Annotated in this window: 19 protein-coding genes; 14 read left to right on the top strand and 5 right to left on the bottom strand. The window is 70.3% G+C overall.

Translation table 11 applies throughout. The annotated features are described in order from the left end of the window. Together ABT369_RS52135 and ABT369_RS52130 are read left to right on the top strand one after the other, a co-directional pair. Window positions 1-283 (top strand): hypothetical protein (locus ABT369_RS52135; RefSeq protein WP_350625136.1); only part of this gene is annotated, 283 nt, incomplete at its 5' end. A 36-nt stretch (window positions 284-319) separates the two neighbouring features. Further along, a complete protein-coding gene (locus ABT369_RS52130; RefSeq protein WP_350625134.1) occupies window positions 320-874 on the top strand; it encodes a hypothetical protein in 555 nt (184 codons plus the stop codon). A gap of 75 nt (window positions 875-949) precedes the next feature. Here the strand turns inward: ABT369_RS52130 and ABT369_RS52125 are convergent, their stop codons facing one another. Next, window positions 950-1,084: a hypothetical protein gene (locus ABT369_RS52125; protein WP_350625132.1), complete on the bottom strand. Its 135-nt coding sequence runs from the start codon at window positions 1,082-1,084 to the stop codon at window positions 950-952. 41 nt (window positions 1,085-1,125) lie between these two features. On the opposite strand from ABT369_RS52125, the gene ABT369_RS52120 reads away from it, so the two are divergent. Further along, on the top strand, window positions 1,126-1,512 hold the full coding sequence (locus ABT369_RS52120; protein WP_350625130.1) for a hypothetical protein: 387 nt from the start codon (window positions 1,126-1,128) through the stop codon (window positions 1,510-1,512). A gap of 23 nt (window positions 1,513-1,535) precedes the next feature. Next, window positions 1,536-2,201: a GNAT family N-acetyltransferase gene (locus ABT369_RS52115; protein WP_350625128.1), complete on the top strand. Its 666-nt coding sequence runs from the start codon at window positions 1,536-1,538 to the stop codon at window positions 2,199-2,201. A 10-nt stretch (window positions 2,202-2,211) separates the two neighbouring features. On the opposite strand, the gene ABT369_RS52110 is transcribed toward ABT369_RS52115, so the two are convergent. Beyond that, window positions 2,212-3,834, bottom strand: a complete 1,623-nt coding sequence (locus ABT369_RS52110) for a serine/threonine-protein kinase (RefSeq protein WP_350625126.1) — start codon at window positions 3,832-3,834, stop codon at window positions 2,212-2,214. A 635-nt stretch (window positions 3,835-4,469) separates the two neighbouring features. On the opposite strand from ABT369_RS52110, the gene ABT369_RS52105 reads away from it, so the two are divergent. Continuing rightward, a complete protein-coding gene (locus ABT369_RS52105; protein WP_350625124.1) occupies window positions 4,470-5,201 on the top strand; it encodes a DUF7933 domain-containing protein in 732 nt (243 codons plus the stop codon). A gap of 352 nt (window positions 5,202-5,553) precedes the next feature. Beyond that, window positions 5,554-6,612 (top strand): lysylphosphatidylglycerol synthase transmembrane domain-containing protein, encoded by a 1,059-nt coding sequence (locus ABT369_RS52100; protein WP_350625122.1) that lies wholly within the window; start codon window positions 5,554-5,556, stop codon window positions 6,610-6,612. A 106-nt stretch (window positions 6,613-6,718) separates the two neighbouring features. Here ABT369_RS52100 and ABT369_RS52095 read toward each other — a convergent pair whose 3' ends face one another. From ABT369_RS52095 to uppS, 3 genes are read right to left on the bottom strand one after another with little or no spacing between them, the layout of a single operon-like run. Then, window positions 6,719-7,072 carry a hypothetical protein gene (locus tag ABT369_RS52095; protein WP_350625120.1) on the bottom strand — a complete coding sequence of 118 codons (354 nt, stop codon included), beginning with the start codon at window positions 7,070-7,072 and terminating at the stop codon, window positions 6,719-6,721. Window positions 7,073-7,089: 17 nt separating this feature from the next. After that, window positions 7,090-7,389, bottom strand: a complete 300-nt coding sequence (locus ABT369_RS52090) for a hypothetical protein (RefSeq protein ID WP_350625118.1) — start codon at window positions 7,387-7,389, stop codon at window positions 7,090-7,092. Beyond that, window positions 7,382-8,218, bottom strand: coding sequence for a polyprenyl diphosphate synthase (gene uppS / locus ABT369_RS52085; protein ID WP_502891937.1), 837 nt, complete (start codon window positions 8,216-8,218; stop codon window positions 7,382-7,384). The genes ABT369_RS52090 and uppS overlap by 8 nt, the downstream gene beginning before the upstream one ends. 602 nt (window positions 8,219-8,820) lie before the next feature. On the opposite strand from uppS, the gene ABT369_RS52080 reads away from it, so the two are divergent. The 8 genes from ABT369_RS52080 to ABT369_RS52045 all read left to right on the top strand — a co-directional run bounded on the left by ABT369_RS52080 (window position 8,821) and on the right by ABT369_RS52045 (window position 17,303). Next, a complete protein-coding gene (locus ABT369_RS52080; RefSeq protein WP_350625116.1) occupies window positions 8,821-9,714 on the top strand; it encodes an ABC transporter substrate-binding protein in 894 nt (297 codons plus the stop codon). An 11-nt stretch (window positions 9,715-9,725) separates the two neighbouring features. Continuing rightward, on the top strand, window positions 9,726-11,210 hold the full coding sequence (locus ABT369_RS52075) for an asparaginase domain-containing protein (RefSeq protein WP_350625114.1): 1,485 nt from the start codon (window positions 9,726-9,728) through the stop codon (window positions 11,208-11,210). Between the two features lie 12 nt (window positions 11,211-11,222). Further along, complete coding sequence (locus ABT369_RS52070; protein ID WP_350625112.1) at window positions 11,223-11,615, top strand: cupin domain-containing protein; 393 nt, start codon at window positions 11,223-11,225, stop codon at window positions 11,613-11,615. Then, window positions 11,608-12,546, top strand: coding sequence for an amino acid ABC transporter permease (locus ABT369_RS52065; RefSeq protein WP_350625109.1), 939 nt, complete (start codon window positions 11,608-11,610; stop codon window positions 12,544-12,546). The genes ABT369_RS52070 and ABT369_RS52065 overlap by 8 nt, the downstream gene beginning before the upstream one ends. Beyond that, entirely contained in the window at window positions 12,543-13,313 is a 771-nt protein-coding gene (locus ABT369_RS52060) for an amino acid ABC transporter ATP-binding protein (RefSeq protein ID WP_350625107.1), read from the top strand. The genes ABT369_RS52065 and ABT369_RS52060 overlap by 4 nt, the downstream gene beginning before the upstream one ends. Before the next feature lie 63 nt (window positions 13,314-13,376). After that, window positions 13,377-15,020 carry a phytoene desaturase family protein gene (locus tag ABT369_RS52055; RefSeq protein WP_350625105.1) on the top strand — a complete coding sequence of 548 codons (1,644 nt, stop codon included), beginning with the start codon at window positions 13,377-13,379 and terminating at the stop codon, window positions 15,018-15,020. A gap of 4 nt (window positions 15,021-15,024) precedes the next feature. Next, complete coding sequence (locus ABT369_RS52050; RefSeq protein WP_350625103.1) at window positions 15,025-16,155, top strand: aminotransferase class I/II-fold pyridoxal phosphate-dependent enzyme; 1,131 nt, start codon at window positions 15,025-15,027, stop codon at window positions 16,153-16,155. Further along, window positions 16,152-17,303, top strand: a complete 1,152-nt coding sequence (locus ABT369_RS52045; RefSeq protein ID WP_350625101.1) for a M24 family metallopeptidase — start codon at window positions 16,152-16,154, stop codon at window positions 17,301-17,303. Before ABT369_RS52050 ends, ABT369_RS52045 begins: the two co-directional genes overlap by 4 nt. Window positions 17,304-17,340 lie beyond the last annotated feature (37 nt).

The following is a 17,340-nucleotide window of genomic DNA, read 5'->3' as shown; positions in this document are numbered from 1 at the left end:
GGTCGCCGCCGGCCTGCTGCCGCGCTTCGCGCGAGTCTGGGCAGGCACGACCGGCCGTTGGCCGCTCCATTCGCGCGACAGCGGCTTGGCCGGGCTAGTGCCGGTCGCCGCCGGCCTGCTGCCGCGCTTCGCGCGAGTCTGGGCAGGCACGACCGGCCGTTGGCCGCTCCATTCGCGCGACAGCGGCTTGGCCGGGCTGGTGCTGGTCGCCGGCCCGCCGCCGCGCTTCGCGCGAGTCTGGGCAGGCACGACCGGCCGTTGGCCGCTCCATCACCGTGGGTGAGGCCGGGTCCCACCCGGCCGAATTAGGGTCGACCCTATGTCAACGACCGCCACCGCCCTCGCCGTCATCGTGATCGTGCTGATCGTCATCGCCGCGGTCGCGACGGGCATCGGCCAGCGTCGCCGCTCCAAGGATCTGCGCCGGCGGTTCGGCCCCGAGTACGACCGCGCGGTCGCGGAACAACCCTCCCGGCGTGCGGCCGAACGCGACCTGCGCCAGCGCGAGCAGCACCACGACAGCCTTGCGCTGCGGGACCTGGACCCGAACCAGCGCCGCGTGTACGCGGACCGGTGGCAGCGGACCCAGGCCCACTTCGTCGAGGAGCCCGAGGCGGCGACGCGGGAGGCCGACCAGCTCGTCACGCAGGTCATGGCCGAGCGTGGCTACCCGGTGGACGACTTCGACACGCGGGCCCAGGAGCTCAGCGTCGAGCACGCCGAGACCCTGGGTCACTACCGCGAGGCGCACGAGATCAACAAGGTCAACGAGCGCGGCCAGGCTTCGACCGAGCAGCTGCGCCAGGCCCTGATGCACTACCGAGCCCTCTTCGCCGATCTGCTCGGCGACCGCCCGGCTACCGGAAAGGCATGATCGCCATGCGTGACCCGTCAATGGATCCCGAGCAGCCGACCTACCCGACCTCGGAGCCACCGGCTGCGCCGCCGCCTACCGCACCTTCACCCGGTGCGCCTTCCCGTGGTGCGCCTCCGCCTGGTTCGCCTTCACCTGCCGCACCTCCGCCTGGTTCGCCTTCACCTGCGGCGCCTCCGCCTGGTGCGCCTCCGCCCAGCGCGCCTTCACCCGGTGCGTTTTCGCCCGAGTCGCCTGCTGCGGGGGCGCCTGTGCCGGGTGAGACCGTTTCGCGGCCGACCGGCGATTCGCCCGCCACCACGCCTGCTCAGACGCCCTCCCCGACGGGCGCTCAGACGGCGGCCGAGGCCGCGCCGGGTGCCGGGACGCGGGAGACGCCGATCTGGGACAGCGCGCGGGCCGAGGAGATCCGCCGGCGCTGGCACGACCTGCAGACCAGTTTCGTCGAGAACCCCGCCCGCAGTGTCGGCGAGGCCCGGCAGCTCGTGGACGAGGCGGTCGAGGGTCTCACGGCCAGCGTCCGCGGGCGGGAGGAGCAGCTTGAGCGGGCCGGCGCGCGTTCGTCGGACAGTACGGAGGGTATGCGTGACGCTGTGTTGCAGTACCATCACCTGCTTGATCGGCTGCTGTCGGTCTGACGAGGTTTGATCTACTTGGCGGCATGAGTGAGCTGCGTGGGCTGTTCGCGCGCTGGGCACAAGGCTGGACCGCCGCGCGGGAACTGCCCGCGGCCGACGACCTCGGCGACGGGCTGCGGGTGCACTGCCGGCAGATGGGGCGCGAGATCGAGTACTTCGCGCTCGACGACGACCCCGGCGCGCTGACCCGCCTGGCCGGTCTCGTCGCGGCCGAGGACGCGATCACGTGGCTGACCGTCCCGACGACCGACCCCGCCCGCTCGGCCGCGGCGATCGAGGGGGCCGGGCTGGTGCTGCTGCGGTCCTCGGAGCGGCTGATGGCCACCGACCTGGGGACGCATCCGCGGGTTGCGGTGCGAGAGCCGTACCAGATGGAAATCCAGGCTGATGAGTCCTGCATCCGCGTGTCCGTCTCCGCGCCCGGCGACGCGTGGGCGGCGCGCGGCTTCGCCGGCCTCAGTGCCCGCACGGCCGTGCCCGACCGGATTCTGACCGGCCCCGACCATCGGCGCCGCGGCCTGGCCGCCGCCGTCATGGGCGCCCTCGCGTCCGCCGCCGCCGAGCGGGGCGCCGAGGAGGGCATCCTCGTCGCGAGCGAGGAGGGCCGGCTGCTCTACCGCACGCTCGGGTGGCGCGAGGCCGCCCAGGTGCTGATCGCGTCGACGCCGGGGGTCGAGTACCCGGTCTGAAGCGCCTTGGTCACGCCGTGTCGGTGCTGAGCGACGGCGTCCCGCCGGGGCACGTGACGGTCATGGTGACGCGGGTGTTGCCGTGCCGGAACGTCACGCTCGCGGCGGCGGCCGGCCCGGTCTGCTCGTCGTCGACCTTCCACGACTTCGCCGGCGTCCGATCGGTGATCCGCGCCAGCCCGTCGGCGCACTCGGCCGTGACCGCGCCGCCCTCCGAGGTGAACGTCCGCGAAGCCGGCGGCCGCTCGGTCGGTGGCGGCGTGGCCGGGTCCGTGGTCGTCACCCCGCCGGTCGCACCGCCGGTCGGGCCGGGGGCCGCGCCGCTGGTCGCCACCGCGGTGCCGCCGCCGTTGCCCGCGACGCCCGGCCCCTTTTCGGTGGCCGCGGTGCCCGGGTTCGCGGCGGCGCCGGACGAATTGTCGGACCGGCTCGCAACCACCGGGGAGACGGTCGGGTCCGCAAGCCAGGGCTGGACGTCCGCCGGCACCGCGTGGTCCGGCGCCGACACGAGCACCCAGGCGAGGACGACAGCCGCCGTCGCGCCCCCGGCCGCCGCCACCGCCGGCCACGCCGTGTCCCGAATCCGCGACGGGCGCGGCTCCGCCGTGGCGCGCAGGACCGCGGCGACCTCCGCGGCGCTCGGCCGCGACCGCGGATGCTTGGCGAGGCAGCGGCGGCACAGGTCGGCGACGGCGGGCGGCACGCCGGGCAGCCGGGGGAGCGGTGCCGGGACCCGGTGCTGGTGCGCGTCGAGCACGTCCGGCCCGTCGGCGACCGGCCAGGGCAAAGTGCCGGCGAGGAGTTTGTACAGCACCACGCCCAGCGAGTACACGTCGGACGCCGCGGTGACCGGGTCGGAGCCGAGGCGCTCCGGCGCCAGGTACTGCGGGGTGCCGAACACCGGCCGCCCGCTCGCGTCCGTGTCCGTGAGCGCCTCCGGCCCGACGAGCGTGGCGATGCCGAAGTCGACGAGCTTGGCGCCGGCCGGGGACAGGATCACGTTCGCCGGCTTCACGTCGCGGTGCACGAGGCCCTCGGCGTGGGCGGCGGCCAGGCCGGCCGCGGCCTCGGCGCAGATGCGTAGGGACTCGGCGGGCGGGAGGGGTCCCTCGGCGAGGCGCTGGGCGAGGGTCTGGCCGGGGACGAGCTCCATGACGACGTACGGCATCGGCCCGTCGCCCGTCGTCGCGCCGCCTGATGGCGTCTCGCTTCCGGTTGGCCCTCCGGCGGCTTGGCGTGCCTCGTTTCCGGCTGCCCTTCCGGCTTGTGGCGTCTCGTTTCCGGATGGTCTTCCTGCTTGCGGTGTCTCGTTTCCGGATGGTCTTCCTGCGTGCGGTGTCTCGCCGGTCGCCGGCGCCTTGTCGTCGCCGGGGAAGGCTTCGCCGTAGTCGTACACCTGCGCGATGTTCGGATGCGACAGCACGGCCGCGGCGCGAGCCTCGTCACGGATTCGGCGCCGCGAGCGCTCGTCGGCCGCGTACCGTCCCGACAGCACCTTCACCGCGACGGAGCGCCCCAGCACCGAGTCGTGGGCGAGCCAGACCACCGACATTCCCCCGACGCCGAGGATGTCGTCCAGCCGGTACCGCCCGCCGAGCACCCGGGGCTCGTCACCGGCACCGCTCCCGCTCATCGGGAGCACGGTACACATCGATTGCTGATCTCCGTGATCCGGCCCGGTTCGTGCGGGATTGTGCCTATATTGCGATCGTGGAGCCACGGAGGGTAATCGCACGCGGACGCGGAAGCGCAACAAGATTGTCGTGGCAGCCGGTGGCGCTAGCTGTCGCCGTGCTGACCGGCCTGTCGCCGGCCGCAGCGCCGGCGCGAGCATCGAGCGACCGCGTCGTCACCGTCAGTCCCTCTCTCGCCCCGGCTCCCGCAGGCCTCGCTGCTCCCTTCCGTGTATACGCAGCCTCTACTTTCCGTCCCAAGGCTTCCTCGGGTCCTAGCGTTTCCGCGGCTCGCGGCGCTTCCTCGGGTCCCGGCGCTTTCTCGGGTCCTAGTGGCACTTTGGGGTCTCGCATTTCCTTGGCTTCCGCGGGCGCTGGTGTTGCTGTCCCGTCGAGCGCTTTCGCGAGTCCCGATGCTTCTGCGGGTCCGAGCCTTTCCGCGAGCCCGGGTGGGTCTGCGAGCCCCGCTGTGCCTGCGAGTCCCGATGCTTCTGCGGGTCCGAGCCTTTCCGCGAGCCCCGCTGTGCCTGCAGGCCCCGCTGTGCCTGCGAGTCCTGCTGTGCCTGCGAGTCCTGGTGTGTCTGCGAGTGCTGGTGTGTCTGCAGGCCCCATCGCGTCCGGCGGCCCGACTGCCCCGGCCGCGCCGCCCATCACCGGACAGCCGTACGTGGCGGCATTCTTCGCCGTCCCGGCCACCGTCCCGATCGGGGAACCCACCGCGCTCGGCATCGCCGTATTCAACCCGTCCCGGGCGGCGGTTCCATTCACGTTCACCGCCACCCTCCCGCCGCATCTGAAGATCACCGCGATCGGCGCCCCGCCGCAGAACACCTGCGGCGGCCCGGTCACCACAACGCAAGACGGGACAAAGGTCACCACCTGGGGCCGTGTCGAGCCCATGCCGGGCGGTTGCGGCGTCATCCTGCCGGTGATCGCCGACCAGATCGGCACCTACACCGCCGCGGACGTCGCTCTCAGTGAGGTGGCCGGTGTGCCGGCGAGGGTCACCGACATCAGAAGCACGTGCGGCGACCAGTGCGGCGCCCTCGCCCCGACGCTGACGGTGACCACGACGCTGGCCCCGCAGGCGATCACATTCGGCCCGCTCGCCGACGCGACTCTGTCGACCACGGCGGTGCGGCTGACCGGCTCCGCGTCGTCCGGGCTGCCGTTGACGTACACGAGCCAGACCCGGCCCGTGTGCGCCGTCTCCGATGTGACGGTCACGCTGCTGACGCTCGGCACCTGTACGATCACTGCCGGCCAGCCGGGCAACGCCACGTACGCCGCGGCCGAGCCGGTCGCCGTATCCTTCACGATCCGTTGAACCGCCTCCGATCACGCTGTGTGATCGACACCGAATTACCGGCATTGCGATTACCGGTAATTCGATAATTCGGTAATCCGCCGCTAGCTCGAGGACCTGCCGACAGCGCGGGCTGTCGAGAAGGCGGGCCCTTGCGAGCTTGTATGCGGTGCGCTGACAGCGGCCGGATCGGCGTTTGCGGCGTTGGCCGCTTGCCGCTCGATTGCGGTGGGCGTCGTGTGCCTTGTGGGTGCGGATGGGAGCTCGCGCGTGCCGGGGATCTGGACGTTGGCCGTCGCCGGAATGACGGTTGAGACGCTGGCCACGGTGCCGGGGGCGAGAGGGGTGAAATCCCGTTGGGGATAATCAGACGGTGTCCGCGCCCACTACGCCCGAGCTCGCGCCCCCGGCCCCGCCGCGGCGGCGCCGTCGGCGTTGGGTGCGGCTCGCGGTCATCGGGGTCATCGCAGTCGTCCTCGCCACGATCGGACTGCACGGGCGGCTGCCGTCGCCGCAGGACATTTTGGCGGCGTTGGGCGGCGCGAAGTACAGCTGGATTGCTCTTGCCGCCCTGCTCCAGGTGGCCTCCATCGAGTCGTTCGCGCTGCAGCAGCGCCGGTTGCTCAACAGCCTCGGCGCGCATCTGACCCGCGGGCACGTGATGGCGATCACGCTCGCGGGCACGGCGTTGTCGATTTCCATGCCCGCCGGGCCGGCCGTGTCGACGGCGTTCACGATCCGGGAGTACCAGCGCGGCGGCGCGACCCGCGAGGCCTCCGCGGCGTCCGCGATCGTCTCCGGGCTGGCCTCCATCGGAGGGCTCGCGCTGCTCTACGCCGGTGGCGGCCTGGCCCTGATCGCCCGCAACCCCGACGGCCTGCTCACCTGGCGTCCGCTCGTGGTCGTCGTCGTGATGGCCGCGCTCACCACCGCGCTGGTCCTGGCCGGGCGCCGGTTCGCGCGCCGTCCCGCCCCGGCGCCGGACGCGCGGCCCGCGGCCGGCAATCGGGTCACCCGGGCACTGCAGGGCCTGCTGCGCGCGGGTGGCGACGCGTGGCGGGCCGGGGCGGGGTTGCGGGCGTTGGACTGGGTGTTCGCCCTGGTGTACGCGACCGTGAAGTGGCTCGCCGACCTGCTCTGTCTCGTCGCCGTGGCCGAGTCGCTGCATCTGCCGGTGGGCGTGGCCACGATGGCGACCGTGTACCTGACCGTGCAGATCGTCCGCCAGGTCCCGCTGACCCCGGGCGGCGTCGGCGTTGTCGAGACCGCCCTGATCGCCGGCCTGACCGCCGCGGGCGCGACCGGTGTCGGTGCCGCCGCGGCCGTGCTCGTGTACCGGGTGCTGTCCTGCTGGGCGCTGATTCCGATCGGCGGGATCGCGGCCGTGGTCCTGCGGCGGCAGCGTGGGCGGGAGAGCGGTAGCGGCGCGTAGTTCTGCGGTGACTGTGAGGGCGGGAGAGTGGGCAGTGGGCGTGGTCCTGTCGCGCCAGCGCGGGCGGTAGCCGTAGTCCCGCCGCGACGCAGGTTGCGGCTTCGTCCTATGACATCCGGGCGTCCTCGTCCTGTGAAGGCGGTGCCGGCGGGAGAGCGGGGAGCGGGTCGGCGGCGAGCACCTCGTCGATGAACCGGCGCCCGTCCGCGATCTCCAGCCGCGTGGTCCAGCCCAGCTCCCGGGCCCGCCGGATCAGCCGCTCGGCCAGTGCCGGTCGGTAGATGTTCGAGATGACCTCGAAGCCGGTCCCGCGCCATGGCAGGCTCATGCGGAACAGTGACCGCTTGTCGCCAAGCGGGTACGCGGTGAGCACGATCGTCTGCGGGTTGCTGCGCACAGCCACGTGGTACTGCGCACCGTCGACGACGATGGTCTTCCCCGATCGTCCGTGTTTGTGCACGCGCCCACGGTAGTCGCTCAGTCGGTGAGCGGCCGCTGGCGCAGCGCACACGCCTCGGCCGTTGGGCTTCGCTCATGGCGGATTGTCTCGGCTGTGGTGCTGCCCGGGCGGTCACTGGTGTGGTGGCCGTGCTCAGGTGTGTGGGGGCAGGTGCGGCGGCGCAGCACTAGGGCAGCGACGATGACGGCGCCGGGAGTCAGGCCGAGCGCGTAGCCGTCGCTGAGCGCGGCGGGCGTGGTGCTCGAGCCGGTGCGGTCATTGGCCGCGGTGCCGAGCGCCGCCGGGCCCAGCGACGCTTGTGGTGCCGGGTCAGGCACCGAACCGGCGATGGCGTGCGGCGTAGGACCGCAGGGCGCGGAGGAAGTCGATTTTCCGGAAGCCGGGCCAGTAGACGTCGGTGAAGTACAGCTCGGAGTATGCGGCTTGCCAGAGGAGGAATCCTGACATGCGGCGTTCTCCGCTGGTTCGGATGACCAGGTCGGGGTCGGGTTGTCCGCCGGTGTAGAGGTGGGTGGCGATCTGGTCGGTGGTCAGCCGTTGGGCGATGTCGTCGATGGTGTGACCGGCTCGCCCTTGCTCTTCGAGGAGCGATCGGATGGCGTTGAGGATTTCTTCGCGGCCGTCGTAGCCGATGGCGATGTTGAGGTGAAAGGGCGTGTTGCCGTCTCGGGTGGCCTCCTCGGCCAGTTTGAGGGCGTGCCTGGTGGAGACGGGAAGGACGTCGAGCCTTCCGGCTGGGTGGATCTGCCAGATGCTCGAAGGCCGGGTCAGGCGCTCAGCGACGACTTGCTCGATCATGCGTAGGAGGTTGTCGACTTCGTCGGAGCCTCGTTTCTGCAGGTTGTCGACGGAGGCGACGAACGCGGTCACGTGCTGGATGCCGATTTCGGCGCACCATTGAAGGACCTCGTCGAGGTGCTCCGCCCCGTACCGGTGGCCGATCTTGACGTCGGCGAACCCGGCCTGTCGTGCCCATCGGCGGTTGCCGTCCATGACGATCGCGACGTGCCGGGGCAGGCTCGCGCCGGCCAGCTGCGCGTTGAGGCGCCGCGCGTAGAGCGAGTAGGCAGCGTTCTTCACCGTCGTCCACATTCGCCAGATCTCATCGCGGAGCTGGCGGTTCAGGTGTTTCGTTCGTTCCTTCACGCGACTCTCACAACTGATCGCCGGCCAGGGACAGGATGAGGGTTGGTGCAGCTGCCAATTCCTAAACGATCTGGTCGACGGGTCCGGAGTCGTGGGACACCGCCAAGGCCGGGTCGGCGGCGGTGAAGGCGGCCAAAGCGAAGCAGCGCAAGCGGTTGACGAACGCGCCGCGGGCCGGCGCACTGGCCGCACCCCGCTGGTGTTGCTGTCGATGTCGAGGCGGCAAGGCAACGGCGCCGCAAGTCCGGGATCCGGAGGGCGAGGGTCACCGTCCGAAGGGGACGACGGCGATCGAGATGCTCGACGGGCTCGCCCAGCACGGGCCGCGGGCCACCGCTGGTGGCCGCGGATTCCGGATACGGCGACAGCGGCCCGTTCGGGGTAGCCCTCGATGCACGCGGGTCGCCTACAGCACCGGGTGCGGCGCACCTGGTCCGGGCGTGGCCGCCCACCAGCCGGCACCCGCCCGACCGGCCATCGCCGCGATCAACGCGTGGCTCTGACCCGACATCCCAAACGCGTTCTCAGCACGGCAAGACCGCTCTTGCGGGCCAGAAATATATCTCATAGCGTGTACCGCATCACGTACTTCTGGAGGCGCCATGACCCTCTCCACGCGTAAGCGATCTCGTGTTCTCATCCCAGTGGCCCTTGCTCTTCTCGCGACCGTGAGCGCCTGCGGAGGCGGCGGTGACGCCAAGAAACCGGCCTCCGATGTGGCTGCCAACGACAGCCTGCGAACCCTCGTGCCCAGCGACGTTGCCGCACGCGGCGTGATCGAGGTCGCGGGTTCGGCCGACTTCCCGCCCGACAACTTCCTCGACACCAATGAGAAGGACGTGATCGGCTACAACGCCGAGATGCTCGACGCGATCGCGGCCAAGCTCGGATTGAAGATCAATTTCACCCGGACGAAGTTCACGGGCGTGATCACCGGAATCGAGGCCGGCCGCTTCGACGCGGGAATCAGCTTCCTGGACACGAAGGAGCGCCAGAAGGCGGTCGACATCCTCGACACCTACCGCGTCTCCCAGTCCTTCATCACGCGCAGCGACTACCAGGGCGACCCGATCCCGTGCGGCAAGCGGGTCGGCGTCGGTGCCGGGAGCGCCGAGGCATTGATCATCGAGGACCTGTCCAAGAAGGAATGTGCGGATGCGGGCAAGCCGGCGATCGAGTCCGCCGTCTACCCGAGCAACCCGCAGGCGGTCGTCGCGCTGACCAGTCAGCGTGTCGACGCGGTGTTCGCCTCGACGGCACCGGCCGCCTATGCGGTCAAGCAGGCCGGTAGTGCGCTCAAGCTGTTCGGGGACCCGCGCATGGCCGGTGGTTACACCGGCATCGCGATCGCCAAGAACAAGCCGGAGCTGCGCGACGCGATGAAGGCCGCGCTGCAGGAGCTGATGGACGACGGTACCTACAAGAAGATCCTCGAGAAGTGGAACGTCCAGGGCATCGCTTCCGACAAAGCCGTCATCAACGCCGGCACCAACTAGGAGTCCACGCGATGGACAGCCAACCCGGCACGCAGCCTGACGGGGCTTCCCTTCCGGTGATCGCGGTCGTCGCGGGTCCCACCGCGACAATCCTCAACACGCCGCCCATGGGCGCCGACCCCGCCGCGCTGGTTCCGCAGCGCCTGGGCGAGGACGTCTCCATCGAGGTCGTCGACCACAGCGGCCACCCGATCGACGAGCACCTCAACAGCGCGACGGGCGGTGCCCTGCGCAAGGTCACGCTGGCTCGGGGGCAGCTCGTGGCGCTGCCACTGCCAGAGGGCGCGGGTCCCGCCGCACAAAGCTTCTTCCCGTCGGCCGAGCGGCTGTACGAAGAGCTGGACGCCCTCTGGACCGATGAGGCGGGCCACACCGGCGCGCTCGGCAGGCTGGCCCGGTACCGGCATTTCCGCGCCGGCCCGCCGGCCGGATACACCTGCGGCGAAGCGCCGGAGGTCCTCGGCGTCGACTTCTTTCCTTACGGCGCCTGGGAGAGCCGCGCCGAGCCCGACATCGGCACGCTCATGACCATCACCAACAAGGTCCAGGAGATCGTCGGTGCCGCCGAGGTCGCCGGGGTGCAGTGGCTTGAGGGCAGCCCGGTGATCGAGGAGACGCTGTACTGGCTCGGCCTGCTCATCGACACCGACAAGCCCATCGTCGGTCAGGTCGCTCAGCGGCTGCATCGCTCGATCGGATCGGACGGCGGGCAGAACCTCGTCGACGGCGTGCGGTACATCGTCTCGGAAGCTTGGAACCTGGACGGTCGCGGAGACGCGGTGGGTGCCGTCCTGGTCGCCGACGGCGTTGTCCGCACGGCGCGCGGAGCCTACAAGGTGGCCGGCCGTCCCGGCGGCTACGCCGGCGGCGGCCCGGTGGCCACCTGCACCACCCGATGGCCGATCCGGCTGGAGTATCGGCCGCTGCGGCGGCACACCCGCGACTCGGCCGTGCGCATCTCCGCGCTGCCCCGCGAGGTCCGCGCGCTGGACGGCGCCGGTGGCAGCCGGCCCGTCCGGGTGACGGACAGCAGCGGCCGCCTCGACCCCGAGGTGCTTCCGGTCGTCGACATCGTCGTGTACGGCAGGTATGGCATCGCGGGCGGCGCGTGCGGCTGTGCGGACCTCGGCGTCAAGGACGCCGTGTCGCACAACGTCGAGCGGCACGGCCTCGCCGGCTTCGTGCTGGAGGGCATCGCCCCCAACGGATGGGCCAGCCGCGCGGTCGAGTCATCCCTGTCGGCCGCCGTGTACTCGGGGTTTCCCGTCGTCTGGTGCGGCCGCGGCCGGCCGGAGGACCCGGTCGGCAGAACGCCCGCGCCGTTCGTCGCGGGCAGCAACCTCGGCGCCACGAAGGCCAGGATGCTGCTGCTCGCCTGCCTGCTCAAGTTCGGCGCAGCGCCCGCGGCGGAGGACCCGAACCGGCCCACCGCTGCCGAGCAGCGGGCCACCGCCGCGTACGTCCGATCCCTGCAAGAGGTCTTTGACACTCACTGAACGGAGGCACACATGATGCGGCCGAAGCACTTCGATCCGGTCGAGGCCGAGCTGGCCGACGAGCCGGAACGCTTTGCCGGGGCGGTCTCCCGGAAGGACCTCTACCGTCACGGCGAAGAGGCCGGCACCGACGTCACCGGGGTCTACTTCGCGCCCGGGGCGCGCACCCTGCCCCACATCCACAGCGTCGACCAGGTGCTCTACGCCGTCAGCGGCCGGGGTGCGGTGTCCGTCGAAGGGGAGGTCCACGAGCTCCTGCCCGGCGACTGGATGGTGATCCCGGCGCACGCCCACCATTGGCACGGCTCCATCAGCGAGGAGGAGAGCTTCACCCAGATGGCCCTGAAGGCAGGTGGTACGACCCGGTGGCTCCAGGCCGACGACGAGTGGCACCGGCATGAGTAGTGCTACGACCGATCGGCGGGAACTCGGGTCGGCGGCGCCGGACACGTTGCGCATAGTCAAGCAGCGCCACCCCTGGCGCTGGGTCTCGGTCGTGATCGCGCTGCTGCTCGTGGTCCGCATGGTGGTCTCGATGATCACCAACGATGCGTACCGCTGGGACGTCTTCGCCCAGTACATGTTCAGCGAGGCGATCCTCAGCGGACTCCTGCTGACCCTGGAAGTCACCGCCATGGCGATGGCGCTGGGCATCGTGCTCGGGGTCGTCATCGCCGTGTGCAGGATGTCGCGGAACCCGATCCTGTCGAGCTTCGCCTGGTTCTACACGTGGATCTTCCGGGGCACACCGACCCTGGTGCAGCTCATCTTCTTCTACAACCTCAGCGCGTTGTACCCGAAGGTGACACTGGGGATCCCGTTCGGTCCCGACCTGCACAGCTGGCCGACCAACGCACTGATCTCGGCGATGGTCGCGGGCGTGCTGGGGCTCGGCCTCAACGAGGCGGCCTACATGTCCGAGATCGTCCGCGGGGGTCTGCTGTCCATCGACAGGGGGCAGACCGAGGCGGCCATGGGCCTGGGCATGACGCCATGGCAGACGTTCCGCCGGATCGTGCTGCCGCAGGCCGTCCGGGTCATCATCCCGCCGACCTTCAACAACATCATCGGGATGCTGAAGTACTCGTCACTGGTCAGCGTGTTGTCGCTCGGCGACCTGCTGTACGTCTCGGAGCAGATCTTCTCCCGGAACTTCCAGCCGATCCCGCTGCTGCTTGCCGCCTCGACGTGGTACCTCCTCTGCACCTCGATTCTCATGGTGGGGCAGATCTACATCGAACGGATCTTCGGCAAGGGTGTCGCTCGCCCCGGGGCGACGCGCATCGGCCGTGTGCTCGCAGGTGGTCGCATGGTGCGGAAGGTGGTGCGAGGATGACGCCCCTGGTCGCGATCCGCGGTGTGCGCAAGTCGTACGGCGCCAACGAAGTGCTCAAGTCGGTGGACCTCGACGTCGACAAGGGGGAGGTGGTCTGCCTGATCGGACGGTCCGGGTCCGGCAAGACCACGCTGCTGCGCTGCATCAACCACCTGGAATCCGTCGACTCGGGCATCATCAAGGTCGACGACGAGTACGTCGGCTACCGGGAGTCGCACGGCACGCTCATCGAGCTCTCCGAGCGCAAGGCGGCGGTGAACCGGCGGCACATCGGCATCGTGTTCCAGCAGTTCAACCTCTTCCCGCACATGACGGTGCTGGAGAATGTCATCGAGGGCCCCCTTCGGGTGCTCAAGCGCAAGCGTGCCGATACCGTCGCGCTCGCGGTCGACCTCCTCGAGCGGGTCGGCATGGCGCACAAGCGCGACGCGTACCCACGGCAGCTCTCGGGCGGCCAGCAGCAGCGGGTGGCGATCGCGAGGGCGCTGGCCATGCGCCCGAAGCTGATCCTCTTCGACGAGCCGACGTCAGCGCTCGACCCCGAACTGGTGGGGGAGGTGCTCGACGTCATGCGAGATCTGGCGGCCGACGGGATGACCATGATCGTGGTCACGCACGAGTTGCGGTTCGCCGAGGAAGTCGCGAACCGGATCGTGTTCATGGAGGACGGCCGCATCGTCGAGTCGGGCGCCCCGAGCCGGCTGCTCCGCGATCCGCAGGCCGACGGCCTCAAGGCGTTCCTGTCCAGGTCGGGCTTCTCGAACTAGCCATGGGTCTTTCGTGATCAAGTCGGCGTCGCCCGTGTGCGATATATCGAATATGGAGTAGTGATGAAGCCCAAATGCACCCACTATGACGCCGTGATCGTCGGCGGGGGCCACAACGGTCTTGTCGCCGGCTTCTACCTGGCCGCTGCCGGTCGCCGGGTCCTGATCGTCGAGCAGCGCGCCCAGGCCGGCGGACTCTGCGCGCCGGTGGAGTTCTTCCCCGGGTATCGCGGCACGATCACCAACACGCCGAGCGCACTGGAGCCGCGGATCTTCGAGGACATGCAGCTCGAGCACTTCGGGGTGACGTTCGACCGGCCCGATCCGACCATGGTGTTCCCGCTCGCGGACGGGCGGTCGTTCAAGGGCTGGCGGGACAGGAAGCGGACCGAGGCCGACCTGCACGCGCTGGCCCCCAAGGACGTCGATGCCTACTTCGGGGTCATCGAGTTCTTCAACGACTTCGCACGCAAGCTCGGCGTGTCGGTCTTCGACGATCCGCCGAGCCTCGCGGAGCTGGCCGCATCGATGCGCACGCCGGACGACGAGGCGGCGTTCGCCGAGGTGTTCTTCGGCAGCATCCAGGACTTCCTGGACCGGCGCCTGTCGAGCCCGCATCTCAAAGCGCTGCTGGCAAGCCTGTCCATGAGCGCGGGCAACGTCGCGCCCTCGACCCCCGGGTCGCCGATCGGGCTCCTGCGCCGCCCGCTGTCGCTGGTGAGCGGGAACACGACGGCCGACGATCCGCGCCGCCACATGGTCCGCGGCTCGACCGGCCTGCCCCGGGGTGGCATGGGGACGATCGCCGAGGCCATGCGCGCGGCGGCGGAGGCGCGGGGCGTCGAGATCTGCCTCGAGACCCGGGTCGAACGCATCCTGACGGCCGGGGAGCGGGCGACCGGCGTCGTGCTCTCCTCCGGGGACGAGGTGACGGCCCAGACCGTCCTGTCCAACATCAACCCCAAGACCACGCTGCTGAACCTGCTGGACAACGCGGCACTCATCCCGACCAGCCTCGCGGACCGGCTGCGCGACCTGCGAATGGCCGGCGGGGCATTCAAGCTCGTCCTGGCGCTCGACGGCATTCCCGTCCACCGGTCGGCCACCTCCGACGAGGAGGCGCGGCAGCTGGCGGCCTGTCAGTACCGCTACTCGCCGACCGTCGAATACCTCGAAGAGGCGTACGACGACTACAAGTACGGCCACCCGTCGAGGCGCCCCAAACTGCTCGGGCTGACCCCCTCGGTCGTCGACCCCAGCCTCGCCCCACCGGGACGGCACATGATGAGCGTCAACGTCTGGTACGCGCCCTACCGCCTCGCCTCCGGATCGTGGGACGACGAGACGAAGGACAAGTTCGCGGCGAACTGCATCGACACCATCGAGGAGTTCATCCCGAACATCAAGGACATCATCGTCGACCAGAGAACCTTCAGCCCCGTGGACTTCGAGCGCGAGTACGGGCTTGTGGAGGGCCACCAGCTGCACGGCGACATGACGCCACTCGGGATGTTCGGCAACCGCCCGACCCCCGGCCTCGCCCGCTACCGCACGCCGGTGCAGGGCCTGTATCTGTGCGGTTCGGGGGTCTGGCCCGGCGGAACGGTGACGGGCATCCCGGGCTACAACGCGGCCGCTCGGGTCCTTCGCGACACCTCCGGGACGCAGGACGAGGTCTCGACTCCAGACGTTCCGTCGGCCGGGTGACCCGATGAACACCATCGACCTGGCAACCGGTGTGCCGGACATCGAATCCCCGCGGTCGGCGGCGGCCGCGGCCGTCGACGCGATCGGCCGCGGCGACACCAGGTACGTCGGCGCGTCGGGCATCGCACCGCTGAGGGAAGCCATCAGCCGGTCCCTGCACGAGCGCGGCCTCGCCTACGACCCTTCGCAGATCGTGGTGGCCGCCGGAGCCAAGCTGAGCGTGTTCTGTGTGCTCAGCGCGCTGGTCAAGCCCGGCTCCAACGTCGTGGTGCCGGTCCCGCACTACGGGGGCTACCGCGGGCAGGTCGAGCAGCTGGGCGGGCGGCTCGTCGGCCTCACGACGACGTCGGACACGGGCTACAAGGTCACCGGGACCCAGCTGCGGGACGCCTTGGACGACGAGACGAGCGTGGTGCTGCTCAACTCGCCGGCCAATCCCAGCGGCGCCGTGTACACCGCCGAGGAGCTCGCCGCCCTTGCCGACGTGGTGGTCAACCACAGCTCGGCGATGGTGCTGAGCGACGAGATCTACTCCCGGTTCGTGTACGACGGGCGGGCCGCGCACAGCATCGGCTCGCTGGGACCCGAGATCCTTGCCCGGACGGTCACCATCGACGGTGTCTCCAAGGCCTACGGCATGACCGGCTGGCGGGTCGGCTATGCCGCGGGGCCGAAGGCCGTCATCGACGTGGCCCGGCGGGTACACGCATCGCTGTGCAACTGCGCCTCCTCGATCAGCCAGTGGGCGGCCTGGGGCGCGCTCACCGGCACACCGCAGAACCATCACGACGTCCGCCGGCACCAGGAACTCCGGGACCTCTCGCACGCCGTGGTCGGCGGGTGGCGCGGTATCCGGACGGTCAGGCCTTCCGGCGCCATCTACCAGTTGATCGAACTCGTCCCGGAAGTGCTCGGCATCGCCCCCGGCGAGGAGCTGTCCTTCTTCGAGGCATGGGCCTCCCGGGCCTGCGTCTCGATCGCGCACAACGGCCGGTTCGGGGACCCGGTATTCGGCCGGCTCACCTTCTCGATACCGCGGCACGAACTGGAGGAGGGCCTCGGCAGATTGTCGGCCACTCTCGAGGAACTCGCCGATACCAACCAGCTGTCGTTTGGGAAAGGAACAATGCAATGAATCGGTACTTCACCGACGAGGAGTACGGCGCGCGGCTGGCTGCGGTGCGGGCGGACATGGCCGAGCGGGACATGGACGCCCTGCTGGTCACCGGCCCGGAGAACATCACGTATCTCACCGGCTACACGACGCCTGGCTACCACATCTTCCAGTGCCTCATCGTGCCGGCCGAGGGCGACATCCGGTTCGTGGTGCGCAACACCGAGCGCGTCAACGTCCCCGACCTGCCATGGATCTCGGACACGGTCCCGATCGAGGTGCAGGCCCTGACCGATCCGATCCCCACCCTGCTGTCGGCGATCAGGCAGGCAGGACTCGCGGGAAAGCGCAACGGCGTGGACCGGCGCAGCCTGTTCCTTCCTCCGCTGTACTACGACCAGCTGCGCGGCGAGCTGCACGACCTGATCGACGCGTCCGGCCTGGTGGAACGCCACCGCGCTCGCAAGTCGGCCGCGGAGATCGCCCTGATCCAGCGGGCGACCGGGCTCGCCGAGGGCTCGATCACCGCCGGGCTCGAGAGTCTTCGCGCCGCCGCGACCGACAGCGACGTCGCGGCCGCCGTGCTCGCCAGCCTCGCACGCAGCGGCAGCGAGTACACCGGCTCGCCGGCCTACATCGTTCCGGGCGTCAGCTCGCTCGTGACCCACTCGACGCATGCCCAGCGACCGATCAGCGACCAGGAGCCGCTGCGGATGGAGGTCTGCGCGTCGAAGGGCCGGTATCACGGCGTCCTGACCCGCACCGTGACGCGGGGGGAGCCGACCGCGCAGATCAGGGACATGGTCGCGCTCTCGGCGGCGGCCGGCGAGGCCATGCGCGCCGCCGCGCGGCCGGGGGTGACGATCGGCGAGGTCGACAGGGCCGGTCGATCCCTGGTGGAGGCGGAGTTCCCGGCCGCGTACTGGCCGAATCGCGGCGGTTACAGCATGGGCATCTCCTACCCGCCGGGGCTCGGCGAAGGCGATGTCCTCGACATTCGCGCCGGCGATCCCCGCCCGATCGAGGTCGGCATGGTCTTTCATCTGCTGCCGACGCTCAGGGTCCCGGGCTTGGGTGCAGTCGGCTGTACGGACATCTTGGCAGTCGAGGAAGATGGAACAAGATTCTTGACCACCCTGCCTCGGACAGTCTTGTCGGCGGCGCAATGACGTACCAGATATCGCTTCAGGGTCACGGGAAGGGACG

The sequence above is a fragment of the Dactylosporangium sp. NPDC000244 genome (assembly GCF_040300725.1).
In the GTDB taxonomy this organism is placed as follows: Bacteria; Actinomycetota; Actinomycetes; order Mycobacteriales; family Micromonosporaceae; genus Dactylosporangium.
This window is presented reverse-complemented; position numbering and strand designations above follow the sequence as displayed.

Excerpts from the sequence above, each read along its gene's own strand:
- ABT369_RS52130 (WP_350625134.1), top strand. The coding sequence starts at position 320 with ATGTCAACGACCGCCACCGCCCTCGCCGTCATCGTGATCGTGCTGATC.
- ABT369_RS52115 (WP_350625128.1), top strand. The coding sequence starts at position 1,536 with ATGAGTGAGCTGCGTGGGCTGTTCGCGCGCTGGGCACAAGGCTGGACC.
- ABT369_RS52110 (WP_350625126.1), bottom strand. The coding sequence starts at position 3,834 with ATGAGCGGGAGCGGTGCCGGTGACGAGCCCCGGGTGCTCGGCGGGCGG.
- ABT369_RS52080 (WP_350625116.1), top strand. The coding sequence starts at position 8,821 with ATGACCCTCTCCACGCGTAAGCGATCTCGTGTTCTCATCCCAGTGGCC.
- ABT369_RS52075 (WP_350625114.1), top strand. The coding sequence starts at position 9,726 with ATGGACAGCCAACCCGGCACGCAGCCTGACGGGGCTTCCCTTCCGGTG.
- ABT369_RS52070 (WP_350625112.1), top strand. The coding sequence starts at position 11,223 with ATGATGCGGCCGAAGCACTTCGATCCGGTCGAGGCCGAGCTGGCCGAC.
- ABT369_RS52065 (WP_350625109.1), top strand. The coding sequence starts at position 11,608 with ATGAGTAGTGCTACGACCGATCGGCGGGAACTCGGGTCGGCGGCGCCG.
- ABT369_RS52060 (WP_350625107.1), top strand. The coding sequence starts at position 12,543 with ATGACGCCCCTGGTCGCGATCCGCGGTGTGCGCAAGTCGTACGGCGCC.
- ABT369_RS52055 (WP_350625105.1), top strand. The coding sequence starts at position 13,377 with ATGAAGCCCAAATGCACCCACTATGACGCCGTGATCGTCGGCGGGGGC.
- ABT369_RS52050 (WP_350625103.1), top strand. The coding sequence starts at position 15,025 with ATGAACACCATCGACCTGGCAACCGGTGTGCCGGACATCGAATCCCCG.
- ABT369_RS52045 (WP_350625101.1), top strand. The coding sequence starts at position 16,152 with ATGAATCGGTACTTCACCGACGAGGAGTACGGCGCGCGGCTGGCTGCG.